The organism is Hydrocarboniphaga sp. (assembly GCF_965279055.1).
GTDB lineage: Bacteria > Pseudomonadota > Gammaproteobacteria > Nevskiales > Nevskiaceae > Hydrocarboniphaga.
The window spans coordinates 2,684,958-2,704,614 of sequence record NZ_OZ257125.1 but is presented as its reverse complement, the minus strand read 5'-3'; the positions used below and the strand labels follow the sequence as shown (position 1 = coordinate 2,704,614).

Annotated in this window: 17 protein-coding genes; 14 read left to right on the top strand and 3 right to left on the bottom strand. The window is 65.0% G+C overall.

Features of this window, described 5'->3' with window-relative positions:
* Positions 1 to 11: 11 nt before the first annotated feature.
* The 12 genes from ACQZF9_RS12180 to pnp all read left to right on the top strand — a co-directional run bounded on the left by ACQZF9_RS12180 (position 12) and on the right by pnp (position 12,286).
* Positions 12 to 377 (top strand): hypothetical protein, encoded by a 366-nt coding sequence (locus ACQZF9_RS12180; protein ID WP_428309242.1) that lies wholly within the window; start codon positions 12 to 14, stop codon positions 375 to 377.
* Entirely contained in the window at positions 370 to 1,650 is a 1,281-nt protein-coding gene (locus tag ACQZF9_RS12175; RefSeq protein ID WP_428309241.1) for a hypothetical protein, read from the top strand. The genes ACQZF9_RS12180 and ACQZF9_RS12175 overlap by 8 nt, the downstream gene beginning before the upstream one ends.
* Positions 1,629 to 1,808 (top strand): hypothetical protein, encoded by a 180-nt coding sequence (locus ACQZF9_RS12170; protein WP_428309240.1) that lies wholly within the window; start codon positions 1,629 to 1,631, stop codon positions 1,806 to 1,808. Before ACQZF9_RS12175 ends, ACQZF9_RS12170 begins: the two co-directional genes overlap by 22 nt.
* A complete protein-coding gene (locus ACQZF9_RS12165) occupies positions 1,805 to 2,347 on the top strand; it encodes a hypothetical protein (protein ID WP_428309239.1) in 543 nt (180 codons plus the stop codon). The genes ACQZF9_RS12170 and ACQZF9_RS12165 overlap by 4 nt, the downstream gene beginning before the upstream one ends.
* Before the next feature lie 8 nt (positions 2,348 to 2,355).
* Entirely contained in the window at positions 2,356 to 2,937 is a 582-nt protein-coding gene (locus ACQZF9_RS12160) for a hypothetical protein (RefSeq protein WP_428309238.1), read from the top strand.
* A 584-nt stretch (positions 2,938 to 3,521) separates the two neighbouring features.
* Complete coding sequence (gene rimP, locus ACQZF9_RS12155) at positions 3,522 to 3,986, top strand: ribosome maturation factor RimP (RefSeq protein ID WP_428309237.1); 465 nt, start codon at positions 3,522 to 3,524, stop codon at positions 3,984 to 3,986.
* Entirely contained in the window at positions 3,983 to 5,470 is a 1,488-nt protein-coding gene (gene nusA, locus ACQZF9_RS12150) for a transcription termination factor NusA (protein WP_428309236.1), read from the top strand. The genes rimP and nusA overlap by 4 nt, the downstream gene beginning before the upstream one ends.
* Positions 5,471 to 5,501: 31 nt before the next feature.
* Complete coding sequence (gene infB / locus ACQZF9_RS12145; protein ID WP_428309235.1) at positions 5,502 to 8,282, top strand: translation initiation factor IF-2; 2,781 nt, start codon at positions 5,502 to 5,504, stop codon at positions 8,280 to 8,282.
* Positions 8,283 to 8,300: 18 nt separating this feature from the next.
* On the top strand, positions 8,301 to 8,705 hold the full coding sequence (gene rbfA / locus ACQZF9_RS12140; protein ID WP_428309234.1) for a 30S ribosome-binding factor RbfA: 405 nt from the start codon (positions 8,301 to 8,303) through the stop codon (positions 8,703 to 8,705).
* A complete protein-coding gene (gene truB / locus ACQZF9_RS12135) occupies positions 8,702 to 9,625 on the top strand; it encodes a tRNA pseudouridine(55) synthase TruB (protein ID WP_428309233.1) in 924 nt (307 codons plus the stop codon). The genes rbfA and truB overlap by 4 nt, the downstream gene beginning before the upstream one ends.
* 80 nt (positions 9,626 to 9,705) lie before the next feature.
* Positions 9,706 to 9,975 (top strand): 30S ribosomal protein S15, encoded by a 270-nt coding sequence (rpsO, locus tag ACQZF9_RS12130; protein WP_428309232.1) that lies wholly within the window; start codon positions 9,706 to 9,708, stop codon positions 9,973 to 9,975.
* Between the two features lie 199 nt (positions 9,976 to 10,174).
* Positions 10,175 to 12,286, top strand: a complete 2,112-nt coding sequence (gene pnp, locus ACQZF9_RS12125) for a polyribonucleotide nucleotidyltransferase (RefSeq protein WP_428309231.1) — start codon at positions 10,175 to 10,177, stop codon at positions 12,284 to 12,286.
* Positions 12,287 to 12,985: 699 nt separating this feature from the next.
* Here the strand turns inward: pnp and phaR are convergent.
* On the bottom strand, positions 12,986 to 13,447 hold the full coding sequence (gene phaR, locus ACQZF9_RS12120; RefSeq protein ID WP_428309230.1) for a polyhydroxyalkanoate synthesis repressor PhaR: 462 nt from the start codon (positions 13,445 to 13,447) through the stop codon (positions 12,986 to 12,988).
* Positions 13,448 to 13,513: 66 nt separating this feature from the next.
* Positions 13,514 to 14,410, bottom strand: a complete 897-nt coding sequence (gluQRS, locus tag ACQZF9_RS12115; RefSeq protein WP_428309229.1) for a tRNA glutamyl-Q(34) synthetase GluQRS — start codon at positions 14,408 to 14,410, stop codon at positions 13,514 to 13,516.
* 220 nt (positions 14,411 to 14,630) lie between these two features.
* On the opposite strand from gluQRS, the gene ACQZF9_RS12110 reads away from it, so the two are divergent.
* A complete protein-coding gene (locus tag ACQZF9_RS12110) occupies positions 14,631 to 15,416 on the top strand; it encodes an HAD-IA family hydrolase (RefSeq protein ID WP_428309228.1) in 786 nt (261 codons plus the stop codon).
* Positions 15,417 to 15,529: 113 nt separating this feature from the next.
* On the opposite strand, the gene queF is transcribed toward ACQZF9_RS12110, so the two are convergent.
* Positions 15,530 to 15,955 (bottom strand): preQ(1) synthase, encoded by a 426-nt coding sequence (queF, locus tag ACQZF9_RS12105; RefSeq protein ID WP_428309227.1) that lies wholly within the window; start codon positions 15,953 to 15,955, stop codon positions 15,530 to 15,532.
* A 130-nt stretch (positions 15,956 to 16,085) separates the two neighbouring features.
* On the opposite strand from queF, the gene smc reads away from it, so the two are divergent.
* A complete protein-coding gene (gene smc, locus ACQZF9_RS12100) occupies positions 16,086 to 19,646 on the top strand; it encodes a chromosome segregation protein SMC (protein ID WP_428309226.1) in 3,561 nt (1,186 codons plus the stop codon).
* Positions 19,647 to 19,657: the final 11 nt, after the last annotated feature.

Here is a 19,657-nt window from a genome sequence, read left to right as displayed (position 1 = left end):
CAGGAGCCGACATGGTGCAAATTTATAACCCGCCGTCTTTCAAGGTCGGCGACACGATCGACGCAATCGGTATCGCTCTGCAGGCGGAGGACGACGCCGGCAACGTCACCGGGCCTTTCCTCCTGGCGCCTGGTGCGACTGCTCGAGCGCAGTGGCGCATCGCGGCGACAGATGCCTTGGTGCACGACTACGCGTGCACGATCACGACGACCGTCGACGCTACCGTCGTCATGCTGCCTGAGGTGGGATATGCGGATTCGGTGAATTTCCCGCCGGATACGCTGCTGACGTTCGAGGTCGAGGTTTTGAGCGACGGCAAGAACGCCACGCTGGTCACGGGCAAGACTTACACGATGCCGGACCTTTGCCATGTCTAAGCTCCGGATCACGATCACGCAGGGCAATTGGGTTGTGCGCCTGGTCGACGGCTTGCCGCCGCCGGCGGTGCGGATATCGCCGCTGCAGTTGCTTAAGGGGGACAAAGGCGCCGACGGCGCACCGGGTTACGCGACGCTGACAGCGCTGGCGAGCGTGCCTGCTGTTGGCCAAGCGGTCGACCTCAGCGTGAGCAGCAACGCGTGGGCGACTGTCGGGGGCTTTGTGCTGGTTGGCGCGACCGACTTCTACAAGGTCACTGCATTACCTGCCGGCAAGATCACCGCCAAGAACATCGGCCACGCAAGCAACACTGCGATCGGCGGCGCTCTCGCAGGCGGCGCTAAGGTGATGCCGATCGGCGCGCCGCCGCAGTCGGTCGCGACGTTTTCTGCATCGGGCACCTGGCTCAAGCCGACCGACGCGACATCGCATCGCGCAGTTCTGATCGGCGGCGCGGGCGGCGGCGGTAGTGGCGCGCTCGCGCCTGCGGCTACTGCTAGCTCCGGTGGTGGCGCAGGCGGCGGCGGTGCTCGCGTCGATCGCACGATGCTGGACGTCGATCTGCCACTTGCAAGCTATCCCGTCGCGGTTGGCGCCGGAGGTGCCGGCGGCGCGTCAGTTACGGGTGCCACTGCGGACGGCAACAACGGCCTAAGCGGCGGCAGCACGACGATAGGCGGCGCGAATCTGCTGTACGCGGGCGGCGGCGGCGCAGGCAGCGGCGGCAGCACCAGCCGAGCGTCCGCTGGCGGCGGTGCCGGTTCGATTCGTTCGCAAGGCACGACCGCGAGCGGCGCTACTGCGGGCACGGGCTCGTTCGTCAGTGGCGTGAGTGGATCCGGAGGCAACAGCTCAGGCTTGCTCACGACGGGCGCGGGCGGCGCCGGCTGCAGCGCGACAGGCACTGCGGGGGCGGGCGCTACCGCACTGGACGGCGGATCGTCAGGCGGCGCAGGCGGCGGACATAACGCCGGCGGCAGCGGCCAAGCTGGCGGGAGTGGCCGTGCGTCTGGGCAAGCTGCCAACGACCCCGCCGGTGGCGTCGCTGGTGGCGGGGCTGGGCCGCAGAACGGCGTGGACTTGCCTGGCTTCGTCTGCGGCTCATCCGGCGGCGGTGGCGCGTCTGCAGCGACTATCGCAGGGCAAAACGGCGGTAATGGCGGTCGAGGCGCTGGCGCCGGTGGTGGTGGCTCGTCCGCGTCGCTCGCGAACGGCAGCGGCGCCGGCGGCAAGGGCGGCGACGGCTGCGCATGGGTGATCACGACATGGTGAAAAGATACGTAGTCGTTAATGAAGCAGGCGAGACGATCAACGTCGTGTTGTGGGACGGCGAAACCGACTTCGATCCGGGCGAGGGCATGCGCCTGATTCCGCAGGCTGAGGCCCCACCGTCGCAGTACGTGCCCGCTCCGACCGAGCAATCGGAATGAGCGCGTGGCTGCAGGCGTGCCTATACGCAGTCGTGCTCGGCTTCGGTTACTTCCTTGGCCAGGTCCTGCACGGCGATACGCCGGTGGCGGAGATCGTGACGCCGGCGCCGGCCGTCAAGCAATCAGACGGCAGCGTGATCGCGGAGCGCGCGCCAGATCCGGCTCCGCCCGCTGCGCCACACGTGATCCCGCCGAAAGCAAAAGAGGTGCGCCGCATGGGCGTGACGGTGCAGCCGGCTCGCGAGGACTGCCCGCAGGTCCACGTCGATATGTCGCTGGTCGACGTGGACGGCGGCCGCCGCGTGATCGCCAGCAGCCCGGATGGTGTTGTCACCAGCGCGATCGACATTCCGATCGTGCCTGACCAGGTCGCGGCCGCGCCGCGTCGTTGGGCGGCCGGGCCGAGCGTAGATCCATTCGGCCGCAACTTCGGCGCCTGGGTAGAGCGGGACCTCGGCCGCATCCGGCTTGGGGCGGAGCTGCGGCAATCAGACAGCCAGGCTCCGGAGGCCTGGCTGCGCGTCGGTATCACTTTCTAGGAGCGGCCATGGGCGAAGGTGCGGTGGTGGAACAGTCGTTGACGTACGCCGGCCTCGGCATGGCGGCGCTTGGCGCTCTCGGATGGCTTGTCTGGGTGGTTATCAGGGCTACGGGCAAGAGGGTTCAGACGGACGGCAGCGTTGATGATCGCGCCGTGGCCTGGCTGGACGCGATCCAGAAGGCGTACTCACTGATGCAGGCCACGGCCGACCAGGGCTATCAGAAAGTGATCACCGTTCAGGAGACCACGATCGAGGCCTTGCGCGTCCGGCTGGAGAAAATCCAGGACGAGCTGTCGCAGGCATACGGGCGCATCGCGGAGATGCAGGATAAGCACCACGCAGCGATGACAGAGACCGTGGGCAAGGTGCGCGAGGAGAACCTGGTCTCGAACCAGCGGCTACATAACCGGCTCGACCTGGCCGAGGAAAATCACCGCGCTTGCGAGCAGCGCCTGCAGGCGCAGGCGATCAAGATGGAATTGCTCGAGAAGATTTATCTACCGGCCGGCGTAACTCTGCAGCTCGGCGCCGGCGCTACGGTGACCTCGGCGCCGCCGGCGGCCGCCGCGACGGCGCCCGCGGTCTAGTAGGGCCGCTCCGGATGTCCCAATCGCACGGGATGGGGGCTGCCACGGCGGCCGCCCCGGCCGATCCTGGCGGTCATCCGGGCTTTCAATTCGTGCCGCTCTTCGTGGCCAAGGATCCGCTCCAGCTCGAGCATGGCCTCGCTGGCGGCTTGTACGATATCCGAGGCCCATTGCCTGCGCTGGGCCGCGTCCATACCCCTGTCGGCGCTATTGCGGTTCCGATACGCGGAGACCAGGCTCGACAGGTCGTCACAGAGATCGCGACGGTAGAATACTTCGCTCGGGGGCAGGGGGCGCATGTGAGCCATGCGCTAAAGCATACTGCCATTAGTGGTAGGGGTGAAGTTGAGGCGGTGTTACAAAACCTTAAATTAATGCCCTAAACCTGTGGACTAAAACTAACCTCATGCCTATAATCCGCCCCCGGCTGTGAGGGCGATGCGTAGGGGCCGGGACGTTAGACTGGCCATGTAGCGTGCCCCCGCTACCAATTTGATTGTGTTGGAGCCAGGCCCCTTGTGGGCCTTTTTTTATTTAGAAATTTGGTTTTTGTGGTCGCTGCGGCGACGCAGGAGAGTCTGGGTTTGCTGAAAGATCGTTTACAGGATCTGCTGGAGCCGTTGATTACGGATCTGGGCTATGAGCTGGTTTTGCTGGAGTTCGCTCCTTCGACCGGCCACGCGATGCTGCGCCTGTTCATCGATTCTCCCGAAGGCATCACGCTCGACGACTGCAGCACCGTCAGCCGCGAAGTCGCCGGGTTGATGGATGTCGAAGATCCGATCAGTACGCCCTATCAGCTCGAAGTGTCATCGCCGGGCGTTGATCGCCCGCTTACGCGTCCCGAGCATTTTGAGCGGTTCGCCGGCGAGCAGGCGCGTATCCAGTTGCTGGCACCGTTGAACGGCCGCAAGCGCTACTCCGGAACGATCGCCGGATCCAGCGACGAAGCCGTCACTCTTACTACTGAACTTGGCGACGTCGAGCTGCCGTATTCGACGATCGAACGAGCCCGACTGATCCCGGATTTTGACAAGGGGAAGCCGTGAACAAAAATATCCTTCTGATGGCCGATGTCGTCTCCAACGAGAAAGGCGTCGACAAAGAGACCATCTTTGCCGCCCTGGAAGCGGCGCTGTCCTCTGCCACCAAGGAACGCTACGGCGACGAATCCGACGTTCGCGTCGCGATCGACCAGTCCACCGGCGAGTACGAGTCGTTTCGCCGCTGGACCGTGTTCGAGGACGACAGCGAAGACTTCGAATTCCCCGAGCGCCAGATCAAGCTGACCTACGCGCAGAAAGACTATCCGGACATCCAGCCGGGCGAGGTCATCGAGCAGAAGATCGAGTCGATCGACTTCGGCCGCATCGGCGCGCAGCGTGCCAAGCAGGTCATCGTGCAGAAAGTGCGCGAGGCCGAACGGGCGCAGGTGGTAGAAGCCTACAAGAACCGCATCGGCGAGCTGCTGACCGGCCTGGTCAAGCGCCTCGAGCGCGGCGCGGTGATCGTCGACCTCGGTGGCAGCGCCGAGGCGATCATCCCGCGCGAGCACATGATTCCGCGCGAGCCGGCGCGTCCGGGCGACCGCATTCGCGGCTATCTGTACGACGTCGGCCCGCAGGTCCGCGGCCCGCAGCTGTTCATGTCGCGCACGCTGCCGCAGTACCTGATGGAACTGTTCAAGCTCGAAGTGCCGGAAATCGCGCAGGGCCTGATCGAACTCAAGGGCGCCGCGCGTGATCCGGGCCTGCGCGCCAAGATCGCGGTGCAGGCGAAAGACAAGCGTATCGACCCGGTCGGTGCCTGCGTCGGCATGCGCGGTTCGCGCGTGCAGAGCGTCAGCAACGAACTCGCCGGCGAGCGCGTCGACATCGTGCCGTGGGATGAAAATCCGGCGCAGTTCGTCATCAATGCGATGGCACCGGCCGAAGTCGAGAACGTCGTCATCGACGAAGACGCGCACAGCATGTCGATCGGCGTTGCCGAGGACAAACTGGCGCAGGCGATCGGCCGCGGCGGCCAGAACGTGCGGCTCGCCTCCGAGCTGACCGGCTGGACGCTCAACGTGATGACCACCGGCGACCTCGAAACCAAGAAGGACGAGGAAAACCGCGGCATCCTCGACATCTTCATGCAGGCGCTCGATGTCGACGCCGAGCTGGCCGGCGTGCTGGTCGACGAAGGCTTCACCAGCCTTGAAGAAGTCGCCTACGTCCCCACTGAAGAGCTGCTGCAGATCGAAGAGTTCGACGAGAGCATCGTCGAAGAGCTTCGCAACCGCGCCCGCGACGTGCTGCTGACGCAGGCCATCGCCAAGGCCGAGCGCGCTGCTTCGGTCAAGCCGGCCGACGACCTGCTGGCCGTCGACGGCATGGACGAAGAAACCGCCTACCGCCTGGCCGAAGTCGGCGTCATCACTGCCGAAAACCTGGCCGATCTGGCGACCGACGAGTTGCTGGAAATGATCCAGCTCGACGAGGCTTTTGCGCAGTCGCTGATCATGTCCGCCCGCCAGAAGCTGTACGCCTGAGCCCGGCGCCCCCGATACGAGACGAGGATTCATGTCCATTACCGTTCAAGATTTCGCCGACGAGCTGAAGCGGCCGGTCGCCGAACTGCTCACGCAGTTCAAGGAAGCGGGCGTCTCGGTTGACGGCGCCAAGTCCGCGATCAGTGGCGCCGACAAGTTGGCGCTGCTGAGCTACCTGCGCACCAAGACGCGCGCGCCGGTCGGCGGCACCGTCGGTGCCGCAGCCGGCCCCGCGGGTGCTGCTGCTGCCGCGGGCCGCGGCTCGATCACGCTCAAGCGCAAGGAAACTTCCGAGTTGCGGCTCGGTGGTGCGCGCGGTGCGCCGACCAAGACCGTCAGCATCGAGGTCCGCAAGAAGCGCACCTTCGTGCAGTCCGATCTGGAAGAGATGGGCACGCCGGCAGCGGCCGTCGAGGACGTCGCCGTCGGTGTGTTCGAAGAAGAGATTCCGCCCCAGGCGCCAGTTGAAGCCGCGCCGGCCGAAGAAACGGCTGCGCCGGCGGAAGCCGCTGCCGAGCCGGTGGTCGAGGTTGCCGCAGATCCCGAAGCCCAGGCCCGTGCCGCTGCCGAGGCCGAGGCTGCGCGCGAGCGCGCCGAAGCGGCCGAAGCCGCTCGTGTCGAGGCCGCTGCCAAGCTGCAGGCCGAGAAGGAAGAGGCCGAGCGTGTACGCCTGGCCGAAGCCGAGCGGATGAAGACCGACCCGATCTATCGGGCGCGCATGGATGCCGAGAATTCGCGCAAGCGGGCTCAGGAAAACATCGCGCGTGCGGCCGAAGCGGTGCGCCAGATGGCGGCGAATCCGCCGCCGGTGGTCGCGCCCGTGGTCGCCAAGAAGCCGGCGGATCGCCCGGCGCCGACCAGCGCGCCCGGCAACGATCGCGGCAGCGACAAGGATCGCGGCCGCGGTGGCCGCACCGAGCTGCATATCGCCGAAGGCAAGGGCGGCAAGCGCGACAAGAAGAAGCGCAAGCCGACCGGACAGGTGCGTGTCGACAATGCGCACACCTTCGAGCGGCCGATGGCGCCGGTGGTGCGTGAAGTCGAAGTGCCGGAAGCGATTTCGGTCGGCGAACTCGCCAACCGTCTCGCGGTGAAGGCCACCGAACTCATCAAGATCATGATGAAGAACGGTGTCATGGCGACGATCAACCAGACGATCGACCAGGACACCGCGGCGCTGATGGTCGAGGAACTCGGCCACAAGGTGCGCCTGACCAAGACCAGCGACGTCGAGGACAGCCTGGTGCAGGCCGTCGCCGGCGTGCAGCTCGATGTGCCGCAGGTGATCCGTGCGCCGGTGGTGACCATCATGGGCCACGTCGATCACGGCAAGACTTCGCTGCTCGATTACATTCGCAAGACCCGCGTCGCCGCAGGCGAAGCCGGTGGCATCACGCAGCACATCGGCGCCTACCACGTGAAGACGGACAAGGGTGTCATCACCTTCCTCGACACGCCGGGCCACGCCGCATTCACGCGCATGCGTTCGCGCGGCGCGCAGATCACCGACATCGTCATTCTGGTCGTCGCTGCCGACGACTCGGTGATGCCGCAGACGCGCGAGGCGATCCAGCACGCGCGTGCGGCGAAAGCGCCGATCGTGGTCGCGGTGACCAAGATCGACAAGCACGACGCCAAGGTCGACCGCATCAAGAACGACCTGCTCAAGGAAGAAGTCGTGGCCGAGGATTTCGGCGGCGATATCCAGGTGGTCGGCGTTTCGTCGGTGACCGGCCAGGGCATCGACGATCTGCTCGAAGCGATCCTGCTGCAGGCCGAAGTGCTGGAACTCAAGGCGCCGATCGACGTTCCGGCGCGCGGCACCATCGTCGAATCCTCGCTGGAGAAGGGCCGCGGCCCGGTTGCCACCGTGCTGGTTCGCGCCGGTACGCTGAAGCAGGGCGACGTGATCCTGACCGGCCCGCATTTCGGCCGCGTTCGCGCGATGTTCGACGAAGCCGGCCGCCCGGTGAAGGAAGCGGGCCCGTCGATTCCGGTCGCGGTGCTGGGTCTGTCCGGCGTGCCGGATGCCGGTGACGACGTCGTCGTCGTCGCCGACGAGCGCAAGGCGCGCGAACTGGCGCTGCTGCGCGAATCCAAGCTGCGCGAGCAGAAGCTGGCCTCGTCGCAGGCTGTGCGCATGGATCAGATCTTCGCGCAGATGGGCGATGGCACCGGCCCGGATGCGAAGTCGCTGAACCTGATGATCAAGACCGACGTGCAAGGCTCTGCCGAAGCCCTGTCCGACGCGCTGCGCAAACTGCCCAGCGCCGAGGTCAAGGTCAACGTGCTGGTGTCCAGCATCGGCGGCATCAGCGAATCCGACGTCGATCTCGCGCTGGCGTCGAAGGCGATCATCATCGGCTTCAACGTGCGCGCCGACAGCCAGGCGCGCAAGCGCATCCAGGATTCCGGCGTCGACGTTCGCTACTACTCGATCATCTATGAAGTGATCGACGACGTGACCAGCGCGATCGCCGGCCTGCTCGGAACCGAAACGCGCGAGCAGATCGTCGGTATCGCGCAGGTTCGCAACGTGTTCCGCAGCTCGCTGCTCGGCGACATCGCCGGCTGCCTGGTCATGGAAGGCTCGGTGCAGAAGAATCTGCCGATCCGCGTGCTGCGCAACCAGACCGTGGTTTACGAAGGCGTGCTCGAATCGCTGCGTCGTTTCAAGGACGACGTCGCCAAGGTCGAGGCGGGTACCGAGTGCGGTATCGGCGTGAAGAACTACAACAACGTCCAGGCGGGCGACCAGATCGAGTGCTTCCAGCGCGTCGAAGTGCGTCGCACGGTCAAGGCCGAAGCGTAGTAGCGGTCAGGGAATCGAGTGCCGAAGGAATTTTCCCGCAAGTCGCGGATCAACATCCAGCTGCAGCGCGAGCTCACTGGCATGATCCGCGACGAGCTGACCGACCCGCGGGTCGCCAACGTCACCGTCACTCGCGTGGACTGCTCGCAGGACATGCGCAACGCCAGCATCTTCATCAGCGTGATGGGTGAGGACGAGCGTATTCCGGAAGCAGCGAAAACGTTGAATGGTGCATCGGGGCGCCTGCGCCATGGCCTCGGTCAGCGGCTCAAGCTGCGGCATATTCCGTCGCTGCACTTTGTCGGCGACATGCAGCTGGTGCAGGCAACGCGCGTCAGCCAGGTGATCCGCGACGCGATCCGCAGCGACGAGGGCATTGCCCGCAGTCGCGACGGCGACGGCGACGACTCGACCGAGTCGTGAACCGCAGGCGGGACCGGCCTAGATGGCGTCGTGTCGACGGCATCGTGCTACTCGACAAGCCTTTGGGTCTGAGTTCCAACGACGCTCTCCAGCGCGTCAAGAAGCTCTTCAACGCCGAACGCGCCGGCCACACCGGCAGCCTCGATCCGCTGGCCACCGGGCTGTTGCCGATCTGCCTGGGCGAGGCGACCAAGCTCTGCGGCATCCTGCTCGACGGCGACAAGCACTATCACGCGGACGTCGTGCTCGGCGTCAGCATGACCACCGGCGATCTGGAAGGGCAGGAGCGGGCGCGTTCCGATGCGTCGCAGCTCAAGCGTGAAGACATCGAACGCGTTTTGCCGCAGTTCCGCGGCCCGCTGTCGCAAATTCCGCCGATGCATTCGGCGCTGAAGCAGCAGGGGCAGGCGCTGTACAAGCTGGCGCGATCGGGCCAGGAAGTCGAGCGGCTGCCGCGCGACGTGTACATCCACAGGCTCGACATTCTGTCTTATGAACCGGGCCGGCTCGAACTCGACGTGATCTGCTCCAAGGGCACCTATATCCGCACGCTGGCCGAAGATCTGGCCGCGGCGTTCGGCCAGCAGGCCCATCTGGGCGGCCTGCGCCGCGTCGGCGCTGCGCCTTTCGATGCCGGCGTGAAGATGACGACTTTCGAAACCCTGCAGCAGGCTGCGGAGCAGGGGCTGGCGCTGATCGACGAACTGCTGCTGCCGCCGATCAGCGGCCTGGTCCATTGGCCGCGCTGGCAGGCCAGTGAAGAGCAGTTGCCGCTGCTGGCCGGTGGGCGCCGCATCAAAACCGCTGGCTTGCAGCCTGGCAAGCTGGCGGTCGTCGACGCCCGAAACCGGCTTTGCGGTATGGCCCGGGTCGACGTCGATGGCGTCGTTGCGCCCGAGCGCTGGCTGCTGCCGGAATGAATGACTTGTGACCTCCCGCCGGGGAGGATACAATTACGGACTTTGTTATAGCTTTAGACACGTTTTCGGAGTTTTTTAGAATGACCCTCACTGTTGAACAGAAAGCTGGCGTGGTTGAGAAGTACGCGCGCGGCAAAGGCGATACCGGTTCGCCGGAAGTGCAGGTGGCTCTTTTGTCCGCTCGCATCGCCGACCTCTCCGGCCATTTTGAAAAGAACGCGAAGGATCATCACTCTCGCCGCGGCCTGCTGAAGATGGTCAACACGCGTCGTAGTCTGCTGGACTACCTGAAGCGTAAAGACGAAGCACGCTACACCAAGCTGATCGGTGATCTGGGTCTGCGTCGCTGATCTACACGATCGCGCGCTCCAAGCTCCAGTTTCACTCGTGGGGTCATGCGGTGTCCGGTTCGACAGTCGGTTAAGTCCGAGTCGCGCCGTACCCGTCATGGCCCCATTGTTGTTTCGGTAGATGTAACGGATTTGGTTGTTCCAACAGGCGCAGCGCAATGCGCTCCTGAGCTTTCAAACTAGAAAAGTGAGCACTCCTATGGCGATCCCCGCCACCCCCGCGACACCGATCAAGAAGAGCTTCAAGTACGGCTCTCATAACGTCACCATCGAAACCGGCGCGATCGCCCGCCAGGCGACTGCCGCGGTGATGATCAATGTCGACGACACCGTGCTGCTGGTCAGCGTCGTCGCCAAGAAGGAAGCCAAGGCCGGCCAGGACTTCTTTCCGCTGACCGTCGATTACATGGAGCGCACCTACTCGGGCGGCAAGATTCCGGGTGGCTTCTTCAAGCGCGAAGGCCGTCCGACCGAGCGTGAGACGCTGACCTCGCGTCTGATCGATCGCCCGATCCGCCCGCTGTTCCCGGAAGGCTATTACAACGAAATCCAGATCGTCGCGATGGTCGTGTCGCTGAATCCGGAAGTCGAAGGTGACATCCCCGCGATGCTCGGCGCCTCCGCCGCGCTGGCGCTGAGCGGCGTGCCGTTCGCCGGTCCGATCGCCGCCGCCAAGGTGGGCTACCTCAACGGCAACTACATCCTCAACCCGACCGCCACGCAGCTGAAGACCTCCGAGCTCGAGCTGGTCGTCGCCGGCACCGCCGACGCGGTGATGATGGTCGAATCCGAAGCCGCGCAGCTGTCGGAAGAAGTGATGCTAGGCGCGGTGCTGTTCGGCCACGCCGAAATGCAGGTGGCGATCAACGCGATCAACGAGCTGGTGGCCGAAGCCGGCAAGCCGCGCATCGAATGGAAGCCGGCAGCCGAAGCCAGCGAGCTGACCTCCGCGATCAATGCGTTCGAAGGCCGCGTCGTCGAAGCCTACGCCGTGACCGACAAGGGCGCGCGTCATGGCGCGCTCGACGTGGTCAAGAAAGACATCTTCGCCGCGCTGTGCGCCAAAGACGCGCCGCGCTTCGAAGAGGCCGCGGTCAAGGACGCATTCTTCAACCTCGAAGCGCGCGTCGTGCGTAACCGCATCATCGACGGCCATCCGCGCATCGACGGCCGCGACACGCGCACCGTTCGTGCGATCAGCATCAGCGCCGGCGTGTTGCCGCGCACCCACGGCTCCGCGCTGTTCACGCGCGGCGAAACCCAGGTGCTGGCGGTGGCCACGCTGGGTACCGGCAAGGACGCGCAGCTGGTCGACAGCATCGAAGGCGAATGGCGTGACGCGTTCATGCTGCACTACAACTTCCCCCCGTACAGCGTCGGTGAAACCGGCCGCCTGAATGCCCCGAAGCGCCGCGAAATCGGCCACGGCCGTCTCGCCAAGCGTGGCGTCGCCGGCGTGATGCCCGACCTCGAGAACGATTTCCCCTACGTCGTGCGCGTGGTGTCCGAAGTCACCGAATCCAACGGCTCGTCGTCGATGGCCTCGGTCTGCGGCTCCTGCCTGGCGCTGATGGACGCGGGCGTGCCGATCAAGGCGCCGGTGGCCGGCGTCGCGATGGGCCTGATCCTGGAAGGCAGCAAGTTCGCGGTGCTGACCGACATCCTCGGCGACGAAGATCACCTCGGCGACATGGACTTCAAGGTCGCCGGTTCGCGCAACGGCATCACCGCGCTGCAGATGGACATCAAGATCACCGGCGTCACCGGCGAGATCATGAAGCAGGCGCTGAGCCAGGCGCTGGAAGCGCGTCTGCACATCCTCGACCAGATGGACCAGGTGCTGCCGGCGCCGCGCAAGGAGATGAGCAGCTTCGCGCCGCGAATCACCACGATCAAGATCCACCCGGACAAGATCCGTGAAGTCATCGGCAAGGGTGGCGTCACGATCCGCAGCATCACCGAAGAAACCGGTACCTCGATCGACATCAACGACGACGGCACGATCAAGATCGCCGCGATCACCAAGCAGGCTGCCGACGCCGCCATCGCGCGCATCGACTCGCTGACCAAGGACGTCGAAGTCGGCGCGATCTACGAAGGCAAGGTCGCCAAGCTGATGGACTTCGGCGCCTTCGTGACGATCCTGCCGGGCAAGGACGGCCTGGTACACATCAGCCAGCTCGCCGACAAGCGCGTCGAGAAGGTCGAGGACGTGGTCAAGGAAGGGCAGGTGGTTCGCGTCAAGGTGCTGGAAGTGGACAAGCAGGGTCGCGTTCGCCTGTCGATGAAAGCGGTCGATCTCGCCGAGTAGTTCGCGCGCGAAGTCGTAAAAAAGCCCCGCCATCGAAAGATGCGCGGGGCTTTTTGTTGCCTGTCTCGGTGATGGCGGCCAGCGCGAAATAAAAAACGCCGTACAAAAAAAAGAACCCCCGGAGACCGGGGGCAAGGTGCGAGGAAGGCGCGAGGCCTTCCTGGAGGAGACTCTGAAACCGGACTTCGGCGCTTGATCCTTGAGATCCCTGCCGCCAGAAGTGCGTTTCGTGTTGCAGTGCAATATACGGATATCTTACCTAGGCGTCAATAAATAAATCGGCTGAATTCGTTAGATGCCTGAATAACTTTCAAAAAAGTTCCAGGCTTAGCTCTAAAAAGCTTGCGTCATCTGGATGGACTAGGCAGAATCACTGCAGCCTATCGCGGGTATCAACTAAATAGATATCTCGGCCTAACAGCACGAGAAACGCCCCGCAAAAAAAGAACCCCCCAAGATTGGGGGGCAAGGTGCGAGGAAGGCGCGAAGCCTTCCTGGAGGAGACCCTTAGCCCGGCACATCGCCCGATGTTGTCGGGCTTTGGCGTTTCTGGGCTGCGATGTCGCTACTATAGGTCTAACTTACCTTTGCGTCAATAAGTAGGTTCACCATTAGCTAGCTTTACATCGACCGATTTCGTCGATCGCCGGTAAAAAAACCAGTGATCTACTGTTCACTGGAACGCACGCTCCGTGCCATCTAGGGCTTGGGGCGGCTGAGGTTCTTCAAGAATTCCTTGCGTACGCTGCGCCAGATCGGCACTTGCCGATCGGCCAGCTCCTTGAGAATGGACAGCGGCTGCTGCGCCTGGCCGAGCATGCCGCGCAGCTGCTCGGTGAAGTTGCCCTGCTGATCCAGGAACATGCGGATCGACAGCTCCAGGTAGCGGCCGATGCTGCTCTGCATCGGGTTGCCGTAGAAGCGCAGCAGGAAGCTTAGGATCTCGGTGGTGAAGATCGGATCGCCGCCTTGCTCCTGCTCGGCGATCACCTGCAGCAGGATGCTGCGCGTGATGTCTTCGTGGCTGCGCTTGTCCTCCACGCGGAACCGGATGTTCTGCAGCACCAGCTGGCGAATCTCTTCCAGCGTGATGTAGCGGCTGATCTCGGTGTCGTAGAGACGGCGGTTGGGATACTTCTTGATGATGCGGACGTCGGTCATTACGGCGAGTCGCCTTATGTTGCAGTGCGTGAAGAATAGGCCACAGGCGGCCTGCGCGACAAAGGTCTACAGCGTTCGCATCTCGATCGAGGCGCGGCGCGGCAGCTTGTCGGCCCGCCAATGCGGTGCCGCCCAGGCCAGGATTTCCGCCGGCAGCGCGCGGCTCAGCGCCGGCGGCGGCGACTGTCCGAGCAGGCTCAGACAGCGCAGCAGGTTGGCGCTGGCCTGCGCGGTGGCTATCGCCAGCGAGTGATTCTGCTTGCTGAACTTGCGCTGCTCTGAATCCACCAGCACCGGCAGATGCCGATAGCGCGGCTCGCGTAGGCGCAGCAGCTGCATCAGCTGCAGCTGCATGAAACTGGAGCCGAGCAGATCGGCGCCGCGCACCACGTGAGTGATCGTCTGCGCATGCTCGTCGATCGCGCAGGCGAGCTGGTAGGCGATGACGCCGTCGCGACGGCACACGACGAAGTCGCCGATGTCCATCGCCAGATTGCGCCGCTGCAGGCCCTGGCCGGCATCGTCGAAGCTCAGCTCCTGGTCGGGCAGGCGCAGCCGCAGCGCCAGGTCCGCATCGCTCAGCTGCTTGTCGCGGCAGGTGCCGGGATAGATCGCGCCGTCGAGGCCGGGCAGCGAACTCTGCGCCAGCAGCGCACGGCTGCAGTTGCAGCGATACAGCAGCTGCCGGCGGCTCAGGCCATCGAGCGCCGCGCGATACTCGTCCAGATGCTGCGACTGGCGGCGGATCGGGCCGTCCCATTGCAGGGCATGACTCTCGAGCTGACGCAGGATTTCGGCCTCGGCGCCCGGGCTGACGCGCTGGGTGTCGAGATCGTCGATGCGCAGCAGCCACGCGCCCTGTTGCGCACGCGCATCGAGAAAGCTCGCCAATGCGGTCAGTAGCGAGCCCAGGTGCAGCGGGCCTGAAGGCGTCGGCGCAAAACGGCCGCGATAGCCGCTCAACGGCGTTCCAAAGCCCGGTTCCGGGCCGCCACCGACAGGCGGTAGTTAAACCATTCGTACGAGGATGTTTTCACTACTGAAGGCAAGCCCTTGTTAAGCCGATTTGTTCTAGTATGCCGCCCATATTCACAAGTGATGTTCGCATGCCTTCCTCTACGGAGGGGCAAAGTAGCGGCTTAGGCCGCTTTGCTCCCGAATTGTTTCGCCAGAAGACCGCGCCGTGAAACTTCGAGCCCTTTTACTCGACGTCGACGGCACCTTGGCCGACACCGAAAGCCACGGACATCGTCCGGCTTACAACCAGGCTTTCCGCCAGCTCGGCCTCAAGTTCCGCTGGAGCCCGCGCCTCTACCGCAAGCTGCTAGCCCAGCCCGGCGGACGCGAGCGACTGACCTATTATCTGCGTCACTATCACCCCGAGCTCGGCGCACAGGCCGATGCGGCGCGCAGCGACCAAGCCGCCTGGGTCGACAGTGTCCACGAGCTCAAGAGCCGCTATTTCCGTGCCTATGTGCGCAAGGGCAAAGTGCCGCTGCGTCCTGGAATCGCGCGGCTGATCGCCGAGGCCAAGGCCGCCGGCGTCAAGGTCGCATTGGTCAGCAATGCCAGCCGCGAGAGCCTCAATGCGGTGCTGAATCACGGCATGCCGGGGCTGGCGGCGCAGGTCGACCTGATCGTCAGCGGTGCCGACGTCGCGGCGAAGAAGCCGTCGCCCGATCCGTATCTGCATGCGCTGCGTGCACTGAATTTGAGCGCCGGCCAGTGCATTGCGCTAGAAGATTCCGCGATGGGTCTGAAGGCGGCGACTGCGGCCGGCATCACCACGATCATCACGCGCAACGAAAACACGCTGGACGACGACTTCAGCAGCGCCTCGCTGGTGCTCGACTGCCTGGGCGAGCCCTCGCTGCCGGTGTCCGCGATTCGCGGCAAGCTCGAAGGCGGCTGGCTGACGCTGGCCGACGCACAGGCGATGCTGAGCATCGCCTACCCGCAGGCCGCCTAAACACACACCACGAACACCCGCCGGTCGTTCCGGGTAGGCCCGCTCGCGGGCCGTATCCAGAGAGCGGACCGACGTTCGATGCGTTGCTGGCCGGGCCGAGCGGCGTTCCTCTGCTACTGCTTGTGCCACTCCGCCGCCGGCAGGATCACGGGCGGCGCCGGCGACCAGTCCGGCGCGCGATGTTCCGCCACCACGTGAGTGTAGATGCCGCCGCGGACGCCGAAGTCCGAGGTCAGGCGGGCGTAGCGCGGCTGCAGCAGGCCGACGAGGTCGTCGAGGATCCGGTTGGTCACCGCCTCATGAAAGCTTCCCTGGTCGCGGAAGCTCCACACATACAGCTTCAGCGATTTCAGCTCCACGCAGCGCGCTTCCGGGATGTATTCCAGGTAAAGCGTGGCGAAATCCGGCTGGCCGGTGATCGGGCACAGGCAGGTGAATTCCGGCATGCGCATGCGGATGATGAAATCGCGGCCGGGATTCGGGTTGGGGAAGCTTTCCAGCGCCGTGCTGGGCAGGGTGCTGTTCGGGGTCAGGGGCATGGGGTCGATTCAAAGGCGCCGCGAGGGAGCCAAACAAAAAGGGCCGCGTAATTTACACTATGGTCCCGGCCCTCGCGGCGCCCCGCGCCCCGGCTCCCATACCTAAAACAAAGCAGCACCACCGCACTCAATGCGCTTATCCGGTATCAAGCTGGCCGGCTTCAAGTCGTTTGTCGACCCCACCCAGCTGCCACTGCCCGCCAACCTGACCGGCGTCGTCGGTCCGAACGGCTGCGGCAAATCCAACATCATCGACGCGGTGCGCTGGGTGCTGGGCGAAGCCAGCCAGAAACAGCTGCGTACCCAGGAATCCGAAGACGTCATCTTCAACGGTTCCAAGTCGCGCAAGCCGGTCGGCCGCGCGATGGTCGAGCTGACCTTCGACAACAGCGACGGCCAGATCACCGGCCCGTTTGCCGCGTACACCGAAATCGCGGTGCGCCGCGAGCTGCTGCGTGACGGCAACTCGCAGTATTACCTGAACGGCCGCAAGTGCCTGAAGCGCGACGTCACCGACCTGTTCCTCGGTACCGGCCTGGGCGGCAAGAACCAGTACGCGATCATCGAGCAGGGCATGGTGTCGCGCATGGTCGAGGCCAAGCCCGAAGAGCTGCGCACCTGGCTGGAGGAAGCCGCCGGTATTTCCAAGTACAAGGAACGCCGCCGCGAAACCGAGAGCCGCATCCGCCAGACGCGCGAGAACCTGGCGCGCCTGTCCGATCTGCGCAGCGAGCTGCAGGGCCGTCTAGACGTACTGCGCAAGCAGGCCGCCAACGCCGAGAAATACCGCGAGTTCAAGCAGCTCGAACGCAATCTCAAGGCCGAAATCCTGGTGCTGCGCGAGCGCGCGCTGGTCGAGCAGAGTCGTGGCTTCGAGGCCAAGATCGCCGAACTCGCGGCGGATCTGGAAGCGCGCCGCGTCGCGGTCACCGAAGCCGACGGCGCCCGCGCGCTGGCCGAAACCGCGCAGCGTGATGCGCAGACACGGCTGTCGCACGAGCAGACCCAGGTCTACGAGGCCGAAGCGCGTCTCGCGCGCCAGGAGCAGAGCCTCAGCCACGCCAAGGAGCTGAAGTCGCTCAAGCTCAAGGAGCTGGACCAGCTGACCCAGCAGCTGCAGGACCTGGAGCGTCGCCGCAACGCCGAAACCGCGCGCATGGAGTCGCTGGCGCGTGAAGTGCAGCAGCTCGAGCAGCAGGCCGAGCAGACCGAGGCCAACGCGCTCGAGATGCAGCGCCAGCTGGCGCAGGCCGAAGCCGAACAGCAGGAACAGCAGGCGATCTGGGAAGACTTCCAGACGCGGTCCGAAGAGCCGCTGTTCCAGACCGAAGGCGAGCGCGTGCGCCTGCAGGGCCTGGAGCGCGCACTGCTGCAGGTCGAAGAACGGCTGAAGCGCCTCAACGGCGAGCGCGCCACGCTGGATGCGACGCCGATCCAGGAATCGGTCGAAGAAGCCGACATCGATCTCGAGCGCCTCGGCGCCGAGCAGGCCGAATATCAGACGCGTCTGCAGACCGTGGACCGCGAGCTGCAGACCCTGCGCGAACAGCGCTCGGGTCTGGAAGCCTCGCTGCACGAAACCCGTCAGCAGCTGCAGTCGGCGCGCGGCCGTCTGTCGTCGCTGGAGACTTTGCAGCAGGCGGCCTTGCGTCAGGACGACGCCGAACTCAATGGCTGGCTGAAGCAGCGCGGTTTCGATCAGGCACCGCGGCTGGCGACGGTGCTGAACGTCGAATCCGGCTGGGAATCCGCGGTCGAGCACGTGCTCGAAGGCTGGCTGCAGGCGCCCCTGCTCGGTCGCATGCAGCAGCAGACCGAAAACTCCGCGAGCCTGCCCAAGACCGGTGCCGCGCTGCTCTACGAACACGCTGGAGCCGCCGGCAGCGACGCGCGTCAGCTCGCCGCAAAAGTGCAGGGGCCGTCGGCGCTGCTCGAACTGCTGCACGGTATTTACGGCATCGAGGACTCCGAGCTGACGCCGGACCGCCTGAACGCGCTGGCGCCGGGCCAATCGGTGGTGACGCGTTCCGGCATCTGGGCCGGGCAGGGCTGGAGCCGTTATCCGCGCCGCGATTCCGATCGCGGCGGCGTGATCGCGCGCGAGCAGTTGCTCAAGCAGCTGCGGCTGCAGGTCGAAGAACACACGCGCCTGCTGACGACGCGCGAGCAGGAGCTGCTGGAACTGCGCGGCAAGCAGCAGCAGCTCGAGACCGAGCGCCGCGAACTCGCGCCGCGCTTCGAGCACACGCGCAGCCGTCATGCGCAGCGCCTCGCATTCCGCCAGGCGCAGCAGGTACGTCTTGAGCAGACGTTGTCGCGCATCGACACCCTGGTCAAGGAGATCGACACGCTGACCCAGCAGCGCGATCAGAACGCGGCCGAGCTCAATGCCTCGCGTGCCAAGCTCGGCGAGCTGGAAGCGATCGCGCAGCGTCTGCGCGAAGAGCGCGTGCAGCTGCAGCAGACCGTCGCGAAAGCGCGCGAAGCCGTCGGCCGCCTGCGCAACGCGGTCGCGCAGGCCACCCAGTCACGCAACACCGTACAGGTGCATCTGGCCGGCCGCCGCAGTGCGATCAGCGCGCTGAATCAGACCTTGCACGATCTGGCCGAAGCCCAGGAAATGCTGGTCCATCAGCGCGGCGGTCGCGAGCGCGAGGCCGAAGAACTCGATGCGCCGCTGGGCGAACAGACCGACGAGCTGGAAGCCGCACGCGCCGGCGTCGTGCAGACGCGCGACGCGCTGCGCGCCGCGCGCGAAGCGCTGGCCGCGCTGGAGGCGGCGACGGGCACGGCCAGTCAGAACCTGCGTCTGGCCGAGCAGGCGAAAGAGGCGGCGCAGGAGGCCTTGCAGCAGGCTCGCCTGGATTTCGAAAATCTGCGCGCGCGTCGCGAAGGCATCGAACAGCAGATCATCGAGGCCTGCACCGAGGGCAATCTCGAGCGCGACGTGCTGATCGCCGGCATCGACGAAAAAGCCGAACTCAGCGCCTGGGAGGAAAAACTCGCTTCGACGATCCGCCGCATCGAGCGCCTCGGCGCGATCAACCTCGCCGCGATCCAGGAGCTGGAGGAAGCCGAGACGCGCGAGCAGTATCTGTCCGAGCAGAATGCCGACCTGACCGGCGCGCTCGACACGCTGGAAGAAGCGATCCGCAAGATCGACATCGAGACCAAGGACCGCTTCAAGAACACCTTCGACCAGGTCGACACGATTTTCCGCGACCGCTTCCCGAAGCTGTTCGGCGGCGGAGAAGCCTATCTGGAGCTGACCGGCGACGACCTGCTCGACGCCGGCGTGCGCGTGATGGCGCGCCCGCCGGGCAAGCGCAACAGCTCGATCCAGATGCTGTCGGGCGGCGAGAAGGCGATGACCGCGGTGGCGCTGCTGCTGGCGCTGTTCCAGCTCAATCCGGCGCCGTTCTGCCTGATGGACGAAGTCGACGCGCCGCTGGACGACGCCAACGTCGTGCGCTTCTGCGACATCGTCCGCGAGATGTCGCAGAACGTGCAGTTCATCATCATCACCCACAACAAGATCACGATGGAGCTGGCCAGCCATCTGCACGGCGTGACCATGCAGGAGCCGGGCGTGTCGCGGCTGGTCAGTGTCGACGTGTCGCAGGCGGTGGAGATGGTCGGCTCCGACATCAAGGCGCCGTCGGCTCCGGAAATTCAGGCGTTTCAGACCTGACGGCTGTGGTG

Excerpts from the sequence above, each read along its gene's own strand:
- ACQZF9_RS12180 (WP_428309242.1), top strand. The coding sequence starts at position 12 with ATGGTGCAAATTTATAACCCGCCGTCTTTCAAGGTCGGCGACACGATC.
- ACQZF9_RS12175 (WP_428309241.1), top strand. The coding sequence starts at position 370 with ATGTCTAAGCTCCGGATCACGATCACGCAGGGCAATTGGGTTGTGCGC.
- ACQZF9_RS12170 (WP_428309240.1), top strand. The coding sequence starts at position 1,629 with ATGGGTGATCACGACATGGTGAAAAGATACGTAGTCGTTAATGAAGCA.
- ACQZF9_RS12165 (WP_428309239.1), top strand. The coding sequence starts at position 1,805 with ATGAGCGCGTGGCTGCAGGCGTGCCTATACGCAGTCGTGCTCGGCTTC.
- ACQZF9_RS12160 (WP_428309238.1), top strand. The coding sequence starts at position 2,356 with ATGGGCGAAGGTGCGGTGGTGGAACAGTCGTTGACGTACGCCGGCCTC.
- infB (WP_428309235.1), top strand. The coding sequence starts at position 5,502 with ATGTCCATTACCGTTCAAGATTTCGCCGACGAGCTGAAGCGGCCGGTC.
- rpsO (WP_428309232.1), top strand. The coding sequence starts at position 9,706 with ATGACCCTCACTGTTGAACAGAAAGCTGGCGTGGTTGAGAAGTACGCG.
- pnp (WP_428309231.1), top strand. The coding sequence starts at position 10,175 with ATGGCGATCCCCGCCACCCCCGCGACACCGATCAAGAAGAGCTTCAAG.
- phaR (WP_428309230.1), bottom strand. The coding sequence starts at position 13,447 with ATGACCGACGTCCGCATCATCAAGAAGTATCCCAACCGCCGTCTCTAC.
- queF (WP_428309227.1), bottom strand. The coding sequence starts at position 15,955 with ATGCCCCTGACCCCGAACAGCACCCTGCCCAGCACGGCGCTGGAAAGC.
- smc (WP_428309226.1), top strand. The coding sequence starts at position 16,086 with ATGCGCTTATCCGGTATCAAGCTGGCCGGCTTCAAGTCGTTTGTCGAC.